This is a genomic window from Enterococcus ureilyticus, from assembly GCF_001730315.1.
GTDB lineage: Bacteria > Bacillota > Bacilli > Lactobacillales > Enterococcaceae > Enterococcus_L > Enterococcus_L ureilyticus.
Map to the genome: position 1 here is coordinate 1 of NZ_MIKC01000040.1, position 14,448 is coordinate 14,448.

Consider the following 14,448-nt stretch of genomic DNA (forward strand, 5'->3'; position numbering starts at 1 on the left):
TTTTTATCCGCCGTCAAATTAGCCGTCAGAATAAAGATTTAAATAGTGATATTAAAGCATGAAAATCACTATTTCTTGTTTTATCGAAAAACAAGAAATATTTACGAGCATAAAATCTCCATTTTAAATAGTATAAAAACTATTTTATAATACTGCAAATATAATATTGGTTGTGATCAGGAAAAATGAATAAACATAGAATATGAAGGAGAGAAAGGACATGTACAATATTGGCGTTGTTTCGTCTAATCCCGAAATAGAGAACACTACATACATAAAGGCGTTGAAAGAGTCAGAATACAATGTTCACTACTTGAAAAAAAAACACAAATGGGAAAGGCAAACTTGCGAGTTAGATGCACTTATCATTGAAGAAGAGGAATCAGACAATCAAATGAGTCTAATTTGTGAATCTATAATAAAGATTCGTGAACAAACTTCTGCTTTAGTATGGGTTTTATCTCAAAATACAGATAAATCTACAAGAATCGTCTACCTGAAATTGGGAGCAGATGCAATTATCGATACTTCGATTGATTCAGAAGAGCTGGTTTTATTAATTCAAGGTCATTTGAAGCGTTACTCTGAAAAAAAACAAAGAGAACTTAAAGTTTATGAAGAGACTCCGCTTCAAGAATCCGATGTACCTAAGAAGATCGAACTTGTTCACTCTAATTTTAGCGTGTTATTAAACGGCAGCCAAGAAGTAAATTTGACGAAACTTGAATTTCGAACGATTGAACTATTAAGTAATCATGTTGGGCAGGCTCTGACCTATGAGGAGATTTATAAAAATGTTTGGGATGGTGGAGATGAAGACAAACAATACCGAGTGGCGAACATCATTTATCATCTACGTAGGAAAATCGAAAATGAAGATCATGCGAATGGATACATTAAAACAATTCGCTCAAAAGGGTATATGTTGATGAATTGATCGCAGCATAAACCGTAAAAATATTATGAACTTGTTTTCTCTTCTTTCAAAGCTGGTTCATTTATCAATTAGACAAATGAGATAAGCGTGGAAAGAATTGAAATAAACGTGTCGGAATTTAGGACACACTCATTTTTGAGGAAAGGAGGAGAAAATGTTGAAAGTGAATAAAAAAATTCTGTTAATCAGCCTCATGAGTATCTTGGTTGGGCTTGTTCTATTTGGTTCTATTCGGAGTACTTCTGTAATAAAAGCAAATGACACAGACTCTAGTAGTCAAACAAATGAAACGAGCGCTGCAAGTAATCAATTAGCAAATGCGGAAGAGCCTGTTGATTTAAACGCACAAAATGCAAGTGTCAAAAATCATGTTGTTCCCTTTTCGGCATTACCAACACCTACAAAAGAGGCAAATGTGCCAACATGGGCAGCCTTAATTACAGCTTTAAGTGATACAACGATCGATCGCATAAATATTACTGCAGATTTTACCTCTGGAGCAGCATTGCCTGCAGTCAACAGAGAACTAGTCATTAATGGCAATAATCATGTGATTGGTTTTGGTGCCCGCTATTTTAATATCGGAGCGACTGGAAAAATAACAATTTCAGATCTTGAATATACTGGGACAAACTATTTAGCTTCTGGAAGCGGGACGCTTGTTCTAACAAATAAAATCAGCTCATCAGCAGGAAATGCCTCTGTGCTTGCTAATATGAATGGAGCAACCGTGATTTTTGACAATGTTGATCTATACTTTGATTCAACTTCTAGCACTGGTGCTGTAGCGGCCAAGAATTTTTCCATTACAAATCAATCGAAAGTTGACAGTAATTCTGAACGTTTCTATCAAATCACCGCGGCGTCTAATGCAGGAGCGACTTTTACCGTAGATAAACAATCCAAAGTATTGCTTTCTAGTATGAAAGGAACTGGTACTGGAAACCATGGTCAACCGATCCAATCAACTAGACAATTAGATATGACGGTTGAAGGTGCAGGGACTGAATTGAAAATCAGAGGAAATGGAAAACAAAATGTTGATTACACTGGTTTGATCAATATTGATGCAAATGCTTCAAACGTTAATGTAATCAATGAGGCACTTCTAGATATTTATACAGAAAATACCTCTGGCATAAATATGCAAAGCTTAGGTGGAACCTTTAATGTTAAGAACAAATCATTACTAAATATACATCAAACTGGAGACAACAATTATGCTCGAGCTGCAATGATTCGTTTTAGAGCTGTAGGTAACACACAATTTAACATTGAAGGACAGTCAGAAATCAAAATGACGAAAGACAGCGGTTCTGCTCCAGGGATTCGTATGTATGGAGGCGGAAATTCTATCAATGTATCTGGAGGATCTGATTTTACTCTAGTAAATAAAGGCTCTGGTACGCCAATTGATCCTGGTGGAAACGCTGGAAATCAAGGTGTTTTGTATACGAATAGTGGTGCAAACCCAGATTCATTTGTAGTAAAAGATGAAGATTCATCTGTTGATATTCAAGCAGCAAATGGTGCTGCAATCGATGCTAAAGGGCTCGATATGACAATGACAGCAGATTCAGGAACGTATTTTGTTGCTCGTGGACAAACAAGCACTGCTACTTCTGGTATTTTTAATGCCGGTGTTTTAACTGCGAATTTTGAGTCATTGAAATATTTTGACTTTGTGAATACAAGACCAGGTGGAGGTTTAGTTTTTGACACAAGCGCAGGCTCGACTTTTAAAAGCTTGAATTCTGATCTTTCTGTTTGGGTAGCTGGTGTAAATGATGCGACTGGAAATCCAATGCGTTCATTTGTACTTGCTAATGTTGCATTAGCTGGAGCTAACTTTGGAACAATTGGTACTGGAACAGATTCAGAAGTGATTGCAGGATTTAATCAAGACGGCGGGATGCCGAAATATACTCGTTTGAATGGGAATAATCAAAATGCAATTGTGGATGAATTGCGCGTACCGACAGATGCAGATAAATATATTTGGGGACATGTGGGTATTCCAGAAGGAAAACATGATAATAACCGTAATGCATTTACTGGAGAGGTCTCCGTAATTGTCGGTGTGTATGATGTGAATGATACATTGTTGTACAAAACTACAGGAACAATCGTGGAAGATGTTGTTGGATCAAGTAAAGCTTCTGTTTATGGCGATGATGCTCGCGGCGGTTTATTTAAATTAGACACACAGCCTAAAGGCAATTTACTAGAAAAAGGACAAAAGTTAAAAGTTCTTGAAGCATGGCGAGGAGATAAAACATCGGGAAAGGCACACATCAGTGAAGCAAATGATTTGATTGCACCTGAACGAACTGTTTTAGATGTAACGCCACCGCTACCGACAAAATTAACAGATACCAAACTGGATAATGCAACAAAAGTTCTTTCAGGAACAGGAGCAGAAGCTGGTGCTTCCGTTCGAGTTTACTATGATTCTGGTGATAAGGAAACAGGCACATTACTTGGAAGTACAACCGTCGGTGCCGATGGGGCTTGGTCATTCAATTTGCCAAAATATGTAGAAAAAACAAAAGAATTAAGTGTTTATTTGGAAGATCATGCAGGACAACATACAGCTGCACAATTGATTCCAAGTGATCCAACAGATCCAAATAGCGAAAAAGTTTATGATCAAATAGGACTGATCAAGCCGCCAGTGACAAATGTTGCTGCTGGAAATATCAATCCATATAATGATTTAGCATATCACGATGCAATCTTTAAGGGTGTTGCAAAATATGTTGTTGCAGATGTGATCCCCACAGCAACATTGAAAAAAGAAGCCGCTACATACCGAAATGGTGTGAAAGTGGATAATACTCAAGTTGGTGATACTGTCTTATATACACTGACAGCAATGAACTCAAAAGAAGCAACGTATACAACAAATTGGAAAAATATTATCATTTCAGATGTTTTACCTGCTGAATTAGTTTTTGATGCAACGAAAGCGGAAGTGACGATTGCTGGTGTTTTAGCTCAACCTTCTCAATATTCTTATGAAAATGGCGTGCTATCCTTCAATGCTGGTGATTTGAAAACACAAGAATCAGTAAAGGTTACCTTTAAAGTAACGGTAGGCGACTCAGCTGTCGATAAAGAAATATTCAATGAAGGAACGGTAACAGGTGATTCACCAAGAGAAGCACCTTTTGTTGCAGGGCCGAATGAGCCAAATGCAACGTTCGAACAAATAACAGCTAAATCCGAAAAAGTTGGATTAGCAGGCGGCAAAGTATTTGGTGTCTTATCACTATCTTCTGCGCCAACCACTATTGATTTTGGATTGAAAAAAACTGGTAGTTATGGTCAATTTTCAGCTGAGAAACCAGTCTATGATCAGGCCCTTGTCGTTAGTGATAGTCGAGCAAGCATAACGGACTGGGAACTGACTGCCAAAGTGACCAAAGTGATGGAATCGGCAGATGATCCTTCTTATAAACTACCCGAAGCAATTGTCTATAAAAAAGGTTCGACAGAATCTGTTTTACGATTAGATGAGCCAAATGTTATAGCAGATTCAGCAGATTTATCAGCTGGACGAGGTAGTTATGACGTAAGCGAAGAAGAATGGCAGAAAAAAGGGAATGGCTTTAAGATGGAACTTGCCCCAACCCAATACAGAAAACTTGGTGAATACACGGCAACAATTGAATTTACTTTAAGTGCTGTACGATAACAATGGAGGGATAGAATGAAAACAAAAAGAGTAACTTATTTGCTTGTATCTTCCATTGTTTGGTTTGGACTATTGCTAACCCCATTTCAAGCAGTTATAGCCCAAGAAGGAGCAGCAGGCGGTGGAGCCGTTCAGACGAATGGTGAAATTGGATTTTATGAAGGTGAGTCCACTACGGAGCCGCCAACATCAAGTTCAACGACAAACGTTAGTGAGTCAACTATTGCAACAACTAAGCCGAAAGGTCGTTTTCCTTCAACGGGAGAACTTGTAAAAAAAAGTCTGTCTATCAGCGGTGTCGCACTTGTAGTGATTGTTTGTTTACTACTGTTGTTTAAACGCAAAAAGAAGGAGGGGGAAGAATGAAACGTACGATCATAGCCTCTATGCTACTAGTTCTACTAGGTACAATGGCCATTCTTCCTAGTCCTAAACAAACTTACGCTCAAAGCAAAAGCAACGGTCATATTACTTTTACAGGTGATTACGATGAGGTAGGGATTCGTGATCCTGAAAAACCAGATCAACTTGTTGATCCTGGAGCTAGCCCCAGCACTTCTGGCAACCTTAGGATTGACTTTGTCCCGCAATTAAACTTTACAAGTGCCAACAAAATATCAGACAAAGACACTGTTTATCCAGTGAATGCACAACTGTTTCATGGTGATACAGCTGCTCGTGGAAACTTTGTACAAATTTCTGATTATCGTGGAGCTGCTTTAGGCTGGACCTTACAGTTGAGACAGGAAAACCAATTTCAAAATACTCAGACAGCGAATAGCCAATTAGATGGTGCCTATTTATCGCTAGACAAATCTTGGGTCAATTCTACAATGGAACAAACAATGGCACCAAACGTATCTAAAGAAGTTATACGTTTGGATAACATTGGTGCAACATATAATCTAGCAGAAGCCAAATCTGGGACGGGGGCTGGAACTTGGTCAATTTCTTTCGGAGCATCAAGTGACAATCCAGCAGGAATGTCAACTACATTATCCAAAAAGAAGGATCAAACTGATAAACCCATGCTAGATGCAGCGTATGAGAACAAACAAATGCATGAAAATAGTGCACTCACATTATCTGTACCGGGAGCAACAAAAAAAGATCCGGTCACTTACTCAACGGTGTTAACTTGGATATTAGCCGAGTTGCCATAAATATTACACAAAACTTAGGAGGAAATACAAATGAAATTAACACACAAATTATGCGGCGCTGCTTTAGTAGCGGCAGCAGGAGTAGCTTTAGCTTTACCGAATACAACAAAAGCGGTAGACAACACAAAAACAGGTACAGGTCATATCGAATTTACATTTGATACTGGTACATCAGGTGTTATCCCAACAGATCCAGGGGTTACGGATGGAACAACAATCACTAACTTACCAAGCGTAACAAACCCAGGTGTATTTGGGATCATCGCTGTAACACCACTTGAGTTTGAATCTCACGATGTTTTAACTGCAACAAACAAACGTGACTATAATGCCTCAATGTTCCACGCTAACACTGTAGATCCAGCGGAAGGAACAGAAACATTCGACGTACAAAACTTTGTTAAATATCAAGATTTGCGTACACAAGAAGCACATCCTTATAAATTATCAGCAACATTATCACAAAACTTCAAAACAGCTGGTGAAAAGGGTGTAGAACTTAAAGGTGCTAACATTACGTATAAAAACGTAGCAATTACTCAAACAGGTGCACCTGAATTAAATCCAAATGGCGTGAACACTGCTGGTGGAAATATTGATTCTGCTTCATCTAACACAGTTGATTTCATTAAAAACACTGGTGTTGATGGTGTTGGTTATGGCCAATTTGAATTGAACTTTGGTGACAAAACGACTGGAGCGGAATCAGTAACATTAAACATTCCAAAAACTTCTGCAGTCGGTGCTGGTGACTACAATGCTGTTGTTACTTGGACTTTATCAGAAACAATCTAAAACATAAATAAGAATCAATCAGGAGGGTTCGCCGGTTCACCGAGCCGGGAACCTTCTTTTATAATTAGAAAGAAGGGACAACAATAGGATGAAAAAAAGAATCGCACTCATTTTCACTATTATTTTATACATAGCAGGCATTAGTTATTTTACAGCAACACCAACATATGCAGAGGAAACCTCTGAAAAGCAAGGAGCAGGAGGAAGTCCGTTAGGCTTTACCTATAAAGTTGTTCAACCGGAAAATCAGATCAATAAAGAAGTCGGTTATTTTGATTTGAAGATGAACCCAGGACAAAAGCAAACAGTCCAAATCCAGCTTTCAAATGAATCAGAAGAACCTGTAGAGGTAGTTATTACATTAAATGGAGCAAAAACCAACGGAAATGGCGTCATCGAATATGGTCCAAGTAAAATCGATAATGATAAATCGCTAAAATATGACTTTATTGACATTGTTAAAGCGCCTGAAACTGTAACCATACCAGGGAAAAGTACTATACCTGTAGAATTTGCGATAACGATGCCAGAAGCAAGTTTTGACGGTGTTATTTCTGGCGGTATCCAGTTGAAAAAAAAGGTGGACGAGAAAGCTAGAAAAGAACAAAAAGGTGTAATCAATGAATATGCATTTATGGTCGGAATGGTATTGGCTGAAACAGATAAAGTAGTAGAGCCTAATTTAGAACTAAATGATGTGTATGCTGGAATGAATAATTATCGTAACAGTATTTTCATTAATTTTTCAAATGTAGAAGCAGCTTACCTCGAAGAGTTGACTCTAGAAGCACAAATCATGAAAAAAGATGCAGATACTGTATTGTATGATACGAAAAAAGCGAATATGCGTGTCGCGCCTAATAGCCTAGTTGATTTTCCAATTTCAATGAATGGGGAAAAAATGGTTGCGGGTGACTATCGAGCGAAAATAGTAGCTACGGCAGGTGAGCGTAAATGGAACTGGGAACAAGCATTTACGATCACAGATGAAGAGGCAGATAAATACAATAAGCAGGATGTAGAACTAGTCCAAGAAGAAGGAATCAATTGGATGCTGGTAGCAATCGCTGTGGGAAGTGCATTTGTTCTTATTTTAGTGATCTTTTTAATTGTGCGTATGGTACGTAAAAAGCAAGAAGCAAAGAAAAGAGCGGAACGTAAAAAGAAAAAAAATAAGGCTCAAAGAAATTAACAGAGCAGAAAGGAAAAAAGAAGTATGAGTATATTAGACTGGTCATTTGTTGTTCTGCTTTCCAGCGCGCTTCTTTTGTTCCTGTTCGCATTTATTTTTGTGTTCAATTTTTTTCGAACGAGCCGGAAGTACAAAAAAATGAAAATGAAGCGTCCTCCAAAAAACAAAAAAAAGCGGCGAGTATTTTTACGACAACGGAAACAATTAGCTAAAAAACAGAAAAATCAGCGTACATGGAGCGTAATTCTGTTTCTTTTAGCAGGAGTGAGCTTAGGTGGCGGATTTTATTCGCGGAATTATCAACAAAATCATTTACAAGGAGAAGATTCCGAAGCATTGGTGCAAAGCTATTATTTACTAGAGGATGCGAAAATTCAAATAAGCAATATACAAGCAGGTGAAAATCCGCAAAAATCTATCAAAAATATTCAAGAAATCACGTCTCGTCTGGCAAGCTATGGCGCACGTAAATCTTCCCCTAATTTGAAAGAAGATGGGCAAACGCTATTGAATAGGCACTACACGCTTTTAAGAGAAGTAGGCGTCAATTTAAATAGTCAAACCGTAGAAAGTTTGCAAAAAGAAGAAACGGCTGCTTCTTATTTAAAAGATCTTGAGAAGGCGCATGACAGTCAAAATAAAGTTTTTAAACGTTTTGGTGTCAATGAAGGAGCGCTAAAAAAGAAAAAATAAGGATGACGATCAGAGGTGCTGAACGTGGGTGCAAAGAAACAAGGATTGTCTAATGAGAACAAGCGAAAAGTTGCTCTAAACAAGAAAAAAAAACCTCGAAAAGCCAACACAGAACAGACCCGAAATCAGAAAAAACAACAAATCGCGAGAAAAAATGATCGATCGAAGAAAAAGCCGAGGGGTCAAAAAAGTAAGCGAAGAAAACAGCAACGAAGAAAACCTAAGCAAAAGTTTTTTTTGAAAGAATTTTCTATAACGCTACTGATTTCTGTGTTGTTGATTAGTCTCGTACTTTGGTTCACCGTTCAATTACCAAAGGTTGAGGGCTATTCAATGACCCCGACGATCAATGATCAAGATCGATTGTTTGTTTCAAAGAAAAGTGACATTCGTCGATTTAGTCTAGTTTCATTTAAAAGCCCTAAAGAAGAGGACGGAATGATTCGGCGAGTAATCGGTCTCCCTAGTGAGAAACTATATTATCAACAAGGTAGCTTGTTTATTAATGGCGAAGAAATTCCAGAACGATTTTTGTCTACGACATTATCAGAATTTTCAGAAGAGCCCCAAACAGCTGATTTCACCTTAAAAGAAGTTTTAAAAGTGGATCGGGTACCAGAAGATAGTTACTTTGTGTTAGGTGATAATCGTTTATACGCAACAGATAGTCGCTATTTCGGGTTTGTTAAGAAAAAAAATATCACTGGAGTAGTCAAAGCAAGGATTTTCCCGATCCATGCGATGCGTCAGTTTTGATAAGAGTTGAGGAAACAGAAATGAATGAACAAAAACAACCCAAGAGGAAAAAACAAAGAGTTAAAAAGAAGCAGAACATGCAACCAACATATGCTGAAAATAGACCCAGAAAGAAACGGCCTGTATCTTCCAGCCGCAAAAAGAAATCATTAAAGAAGACTTTGAAAAAAATAGGCGGAAAAGTTTTACGGTCTCTCAAACAAAAAGAAACAATTTGGCTACTGATATTATTGACAGTTATTGTCCTTTTTTTCTTGAGATTTTCAACACATCGAGTAGATGGACAATCAATGGAACCAACCTTTCAAACGAATGATCGGATCTTGATTTCTCCTAATAGTACGCTTAGTCGCTATGCTGTTGTTACGTTTGAACCTAAAAATATCAAAAATGAGTCTTATGTAAAAAGAATTATCGGGATGCCTGGAGATCGGATTCAGCTGATGGGCAATGCATTATTTTTATTACCAAAAGAAAATGAGAAGAAAGAGAAGGTTGATTTAACTACTGAGGTACCAGATGGAACAATCAAGATCATGGTATCTGAAGCGGTGATGAACCAACTTCATCAATATGAACGGATTCCTAAAGATCGTTATTTTGTTCAAGGGGATAATCGTCTTCATTCAGATGATAGTCGTGTTTTTGGTTTGATCGACAAAGCGCAAATTGAAGGTGTTGTTCTTTATCGCTATTATCCATTTTCAAAAATGGGCATTGTGCACTAAGAAGATTGAAAGAAAGAGAGAAACCAAATGAAAACTATTCGAGCTTTTATGAGACAACACTATCCAGCGATGATTTTGAGTTTTAGCATACCTGTCGTACTGATGATCGTTGCTTATTATTCTATCGGCATCTATCCAGGGAGTGAACGAAGTATCCTAGCCACAGATTCATTTGCACAATATGCCAATTTTCATGCTAGTTTTAAAAATGTCCTTCAAGGCAAACAAAGCATTTTTTATACTTGGTCAGGCTCACTAGGACTAAATTATTGGGCCTTAGCAGCTTATTATCTGAATGGATTATTTACTCCTCTTGTGGGGTTGTTTGATAATGCAACGATGCCTGATACGATTTATTATCTAACATTATTGAAGTTTGGCGCTAGCGGACTTTCATTTTGGTTTTTTGCCCAACATACCTTCAAACTTGATCGCTGGTTAACTGTAGGATTAAGTATTTCTTATGCCTTGATGTCGTATGCAGTTGGTTATTCTGTTGTTATTATGTGGCTAGATACATTTGTTTACTTGCCTTTGATTGTTTGGGGGATTCATCGCCTGTTTGAACAGAAAAAACCAGTGCTTTTATTTAGCAGTTACCTTTTATTATTTATTTCAAATTTTTATATGGGATTTATGGTCGGCGTATTCACTTTTCTCTATGCAATAATCCGTACGTTATGCAATTGGTCAGAGTATAAAGGACAATTTTTATCCTATCTAGGTACGTCCTTATTGGCAGGTGGTGCGTCAATGATCACCGTATTGCCAGCCGTGATCGATTTGCGGACGAATGGTGAAAGTTTGAGTCCGATGTATACTTTTTTAACACCAGATACAGGACCGTGGGACTTTATTGCTAAGAATATGGTAGGTGTTTACGATACGTCTAAATATGAAAGTATGCCTTTTATTTATATTGGATTAATTCCGTTGGTTTTTTGTGTTTATTACTTTTTGAGTAAGGAAGTGGCTTGGAAAGAAAAAATAGGCTATGGTAGTTTGTTTTTATTATTGATTGCGAGTGTTTATGTATATCCTCTGAACCTATTTTGGCATGGATTACATGTACCGAATATGTTTTTATTCCGTTTTAGTTTCTTAGTTTCCTTTTTAGTGATTTTACTTGCAGGGTATGGACTTGAACGCTTTAAAAAAGAAGACAGTGATCGCTTGGTGAACGGTGTGCTGGGAATCATTGGGATTTTTCTGCTGTTTGTTTTTTTCTCTAATAAGAAACGCTACGATGTAATCACCATGGAGTCATTGATCTTAACAATAGGACTGTTGCTGATTTATTTAAGCATTTGGTTATTATGGGTGTCAAAATATAAAGTCAAAAAATGGATTCCAGTCGTTTTGCTGATCCTGATGATCGGTGAGGCTGGCTACAATGCTCGTTCGATGGTTGTCGGTATTTTATCCGATTGGGGCTATCCCTCGCGGATATTGTACACAAAAAATTATGAGGAAACAAAGCAATTAATTGAACAAACCAATCAAAAAGAAGAGTCATTTTTCCGATTAGAAAATTTAGATGTTGAGTCATTGAATACTAGCTTTAATTTTGGTTCCCATGGCGTGTCAATGTTTTCGTCGATTCGTAATCGCCACTCTTCGCAATATTTAAATGCACTGGGGTTCCGTTCTTTAGGGACCAATTTGACGATTGAATATGTAAATAATACCTTGTTGGCAGATACACTTGTTGGTATGAAATACAACTTGGCTAAAGATGACTTGATGAAATTTGGGTACAAAAAAGTCAGTAGTGCAGGGGAGTATACGCTGTATGAAAACGAGTATGCATTACCTTTAGGAATTTTAACAGATGACAAAATTTATGAGCCGACGGCCGTTCAAAACCAAACAGAATTATTTAATCATCTTTCCGGCATGGAAGGCGAACTTTTTAGCTTTGGTGAAGCAGCTTTGATTGAAACTGAAAATGCAATTGTAACAGAAGGCAAAACGCTCACGATTGCAGAGGAAGAACCCGCGTTGCCAAAACAAGTTACCTGGTTAGTCACCGTTCCAGCAAAATCACAAGGCTATTTAAGTTTGGTAGCAAAAGATATGGCCGAAGCAGTCAGTGTCAATGTCGATTTAAGAGTGGACGGAGTTAGTCGGAAAACGGGATTGATCAATACGGGTCAGTATTACAATCTGGGTTATTATGATGAACCGACAACAGTGGAAGTGACAGCCGCCTTTTCAGAAGGAAAACAAAAAGTAGAATTGTATCGACCAGATGCTGTTTTTCTTAATACGGAACGCTTTAAAACAGCTGCAGAAAAGATGCAAGAAAAAGGTATAGAGATTCAAACACAAGGGCGAACAGCAAAGGCATCGGTTTCTCTGAATAAAGAGCAGGTATTATTAACCACGATTCCTTATGACCGTGGTTGGAAAGTCTTGATTGATGGAGAACCTGCTGAAATTACTACATTTAAGGATGCTTTTTTATCTGTAAAACTTCCAGCTGGTAAACATGATATTGAATTTATCTTTTTACCTCAAGGATTTGTACTAGGAGCGAGTTTATTTGGTAGCTGTATCTTGATTTTTAGCGGATGTTTGTGGTGGCGTAAAAAGCGGCAAAGTGAGGCAGTAAAATGAAACAACGAATAATAGCGCTGATCTTTAGTGGCATACTGTTCCTGACCTTAACAGGATGTCAAAAAGGCCAATTGGAAAAAGCAAATGAGACTTTCACAGCAGATGACAGTGAATACAGTTTTAAGCTTCCGAAAGGCTGGAAAGTCGAAAAAGAGTACAAAGAAACCTTTAATGAAGCTGCGGTATTTGGTGCGGAAGATAGCAACAGTCGTTCAGAGATGTTTGTTCGTGCTCAACCCAGTAAACCTCTTGATGAACAAGAATTAAAACAGGAGACGAAAGAAAGCTTGCTTGCGTTTTATAAATTAGAGGCAGGAGAAGTTGAAAGCTTTGACGTTGATGGTCTGCCTGCGATTCACTATTTAATGCCTAGTGTCTATAAAAAGAAAGCAGTTTGGTTGGATATGTATTTTGTTACTACGAAAACACATCTTGTGAATTTTCAATTTTATCGACCAAGAGATAATAGTGCTGAGAAACAAAAACAAGTGATTTATGAATCGGTGAAAACCTTAAAACAATTGCGCGGCAGTCAAACGCTTACGAGCAGCAGCCAGCAAAAAGGCGCAAAAAATAATCAGAAGTTAGAAAATCAGCGTGTTGCGATTCAACTGACAGGAAATAAGATTGTAGGAAATCAGTTGATTCTACGATATGTAATCACGAATAAGACCTCAGAAGACTTGATTCCAGTCGATGAATGGCAGCAAATGTTCTCTGTAACCGAGGCGGGAGAACATTTAGCTATTACAGAGCAGCCCAAGGCAGATGATACAGAGCTGGATTATTTATTAAAACAAAATAAACAACGATTACCAGCAAACGAATCAATAGAAAGTGCAGTTGTTTATACGCTTCAACCCGAAGGGACAATCACTATTCGGGTGAATGAGGGGCAAGTGAACAGCGATGAGCCAATGAGTTTAACCATTGAAAGATAGGAGGGCGTCTATGAAGCGATGGACAATTTGGTTGTTCCTAGTGACGATTGGATTTAGCTTAGCAGGATGTACACAAAAAACACAATCAACAGCAAACGAACAACTACCTAAAAATGAAGCTGCCTTTACATGGTGGTCAGATCGATCAAAACCATTTGGAGAGTATAACTACACGGTAATGGATGAGAAACAAGCACAAGACGATTTGGAAAATAAATTTCATGTAGTGCTGTTGCCCTCTTTTGATAAAGCCCGTGAATTGATTAAAACAGATTTTTTACTAGACGATGTTGTGGAAGAACCAGAAGAATTTACTATTAATGCAACGAAAAGAGAATTACGCTTCAGCAGTCAAATAAAATTCAAGAACCTGCAAGGTCAATATTCCTCTTATGGAACAGTGACAGCGAAATATGATTATTTAGAAGACCAAAAAAAGGTAAGACTGTCTAATCAACGAATCGAGTTGTATAACGCAACAGCTAATGAAAAATATAATGGTAAAAATTTAGATGATACGCTGAAAAAGCTAGGAACTCTTTTGGAACTAGACGATTTAGAGCAATTGTTGAAGAATTTTAAAAAGGAGACGGCAGATCAAGAGAAACGTAAAGGCAAAGATATTGTCATTTATGAAGATTTTCATGAAGGCCAAAAAAAGCATTTGTTTGGGAAAAGTTTTGGAGTAGAGTATAACGAGTTTGGCGTATTAGAGAAAATCTACGGGTTAACCATGGATTATCGAGTGTAACGATTCTTACAGAAAATTTGTAAAGGAGTACCAATAATCAAATAGCGAATTAACTTATTTTTAGTTATTTTATTTAATTTTATAAATAAAATAAAATAATGGCAGAAATGAGTTTATTTGCTATTTATAAGCGTTTTTAATCCATTGTTTTTTCAAAAAATTATCATTTTAACGAA

At 37.5% G+C, this 14,448-nt stretch carries 12 protein-coding genes; all 12 read left to right on the forward strand.

Annotated elements, in window-relative coordinates; genetic code table 11:
- Positions 1-220: 220 nt before the first annotated feature.
- The 12 genes from BCR24_RS13680 (at position 221) to BCR24_RS13735 (ending at position 14,272) form a co-directional block, all read left to right on the forward strand.
- Positions 221-937, forward strand: coding sequence for a winged helix-turn-helix transcriptional regulator (locus BCR24_RS13680; RefSeq protein ID WP_069641077.1), 717 nt, complete (start codon positions 221-223; stop codon positions 935-937).
- A 154-nt stretch (positions 938-1,091) separates the two neighbouring features.
- On the forward strand, positions 1,092-4,634 hold the full coding sequence (locus BCR24_RS13685; protein ID WP_069641078.1) for a pectate lyase-like adhesive domain-containing protein: 3,543 nt from the start codon (positions 1,092-1,094) through the stop codon (positions 4,632-4,634).
- Positions 4,635-4,649: 15 nt separating this feature from the next.
- Positions 4,650-5,000, forward strand: coding sequence for an EF2685/EF0750 family sortase-dependent surface protein (locus BCR24_RS13690; protein WP_069641079.1), 351 nt, complete (start codon positions 4,650-4,652; stop codon positions 4,998-5,000).
- Positions 4,997-5,797 (forward strand): WxL domain-containing protein, encoded by an 801-nt coding sequence (locus BCR24_RS13695; protein WP_069641080.1) that lies wholly within the window; start codon positions 4,997-4,999, stop codon positions 5,795-5,797. Before BCR24_RS13690 ends, BCR24_RS13695 begins: the two co-directional genes overlap by 4 nt.
- A gap of 30 nt (positions 5,798-5,827) precedes the next feature.
- Positions 5,828-6,592 carry a WxL domain-containing protein gene (locus tag BCR24_RS13700; RefSeq protein ID WP_069641081.1) on the forward strand — a complete coding sequence of 255 codons (765 nt, stop codon included), beginning with the start codon at positions 5,828-5,830 and terminating at the stop codon, positions 6,590-6,592.
- An 88-nt stretch (positions 6,593-6,680) separates the two neighbouring features.
- Complete coding sequence (locus BCR24_RS13705) at positions 6,681-7,784, forward strand: WxLIP family cell surface protein (RefSeq protein ID WP_069641082.1); 1,104 nt, start codon at positions 6,681-6,683, stop codon at positions 7,782-7,784.
- A 138-nt stretch (positions 7,785-7,922) separates the two neighbouring features.
- Positions 7,923-8,477: a hypothetical protein gene (locus BCR24_RS13710; protein WP_083244416.1), complete on the forward strand. Its 555-nt coding sequence runs from the start codon at positions 7,923-7,925 to the stop codon at positions 8,475-8,477.
- 24 nt (positions 8,478-8,501) lie between these two features.
- Entirely contained in the window at positions 8,502-9,233 is a 732-nt protein-coding gene (gene lepB / locus BCR24_RS13715; protein WP_157804621.1) for a signal peptidase I, read from the forward strand.
- Between the two features lie 20 nt (positions 9,234-9,253).
- Positions 9,254-9,961: a signal peptidase I gene (gene lepB, locus BCR24_RS13720; protein WP_083244417.1), complete on the forward strand. Its 708-nt coding sequence runs from the start codon at positions 9,254-9,256 to the stop codon at positions 9,959-9,961.
- A gap of 27 nt (positions 9,962-9,988) precedes the next feature.
- The gene (locus BCR24_RS13725) at positions 9,989-12,580 is read left to right on the forward strand and encodes a YfhO family protein (RefSeq protein WP_069641085.1); all 2,592 of its coding nucleotides are present in this window, start codon (positions 9,989-9,991) and stop codon (positions 12,578-12,580) included.
- Entirely contained in the window at positions 12,577-13,521 is a 945-nt protein-coding gene (locus BCR24_RS13730; protein WP_069641086.1) for a DUF5067 domain-containing protein, read from the forward strand. Before BCR24_RS13725 ends, BCR24_RS13730 begins: the two co-directional genes overlap by 4 nt.
- A gap of 10 nt (positions 13,522-13,531) precedes the next feature.
- A complete protein-coding gene (locus BCR24_RS13735) occupies positions 13,532-14,272 on the forward strand; it encodes a hypothetical protein (RefSeq protein WP_069641087.1) in 741 nt (246 codons plus the stop codon).
- Positions 14,273-14,448 lie beyond the last annotated feature (176 nt).

Bases quoted from the DNA above. Each gene is read 5' to 3' on its own strand.
- lepB (WP_083244417.1), top strand. From the start codon at position 9,254: ATGAATGAACAAAAACAACCCAAGAGGAAAAAACAAAGAGTTAAAAAG.
- BCR24_RS13680 (WP_069641077.1), top strand. From the start codon at position 221: ATGTACAATATTGGCGTTGTTTCGTCTAATCCCGAAATAGAGAACACT.
- BCR24_RS13690 (WP_069641079.1), top strand. From the start codon at position 4,650: ATGAAAACAAAAAGAGTAACTTATTTGCTTGTATCTTCCATTGTTTGG.
- BCR24_RS13730 (WP_069641086.1), top strand. From the start codon at position 12,577: ATGAAACAACGAATAATAGCGCTGATCTTTAGTGGCATACTGTTCCTG.
- BCR24_RS13705 (WP_069641082.1), top strand. From the start codon at position 6,681: ATGAAAAAAAGAATCGCACTCATTTTCACTATTATTTTATACATAGCA.
- BCR24_RS13735 (WP_069641087.1), top strand. From the start codon at position 13,532: ATGAAGCGATGGACAATTTGGTTGTTCCTAGTGACGATTGGATTTAGC.
- BCR24_RS13710 (WP_083244416.1), top strand. From the start codon at position 7,923: ATGAAAATGAAGCGTCCTCCAAAAAACAAAAAAAAGCGGCGAGTATTT.
- BCR24_RS13725 (WP_069641085.1), top strand. From the start codon at position 9,989: ATGAAAACTATTCGAGCTTTTATGAGACAACACTATCCAGCGATGATT.
- BCR24_RS13700 (WP_069641081.1), top strand. From the start codon at position 5,828: ATGAAATTAACACACAAATTATGCGGCGCTGCTTTAGTAGCGGCAGCA.
- BCR24_RS13685 (WP_069641078.1), top strand. From the start codon at position 1,092: ATGTTGAAAGTGAATAAAAAAATTCTGTTAATCAGCCTCATGAGTATC.
- BCR24_RS13695 (WP_069641080.1), top strand. From the start codon at position 4,997: ATGAAACGTACGATCATAGCCTCTATGCTACTAGTTCTACTAGGTACA.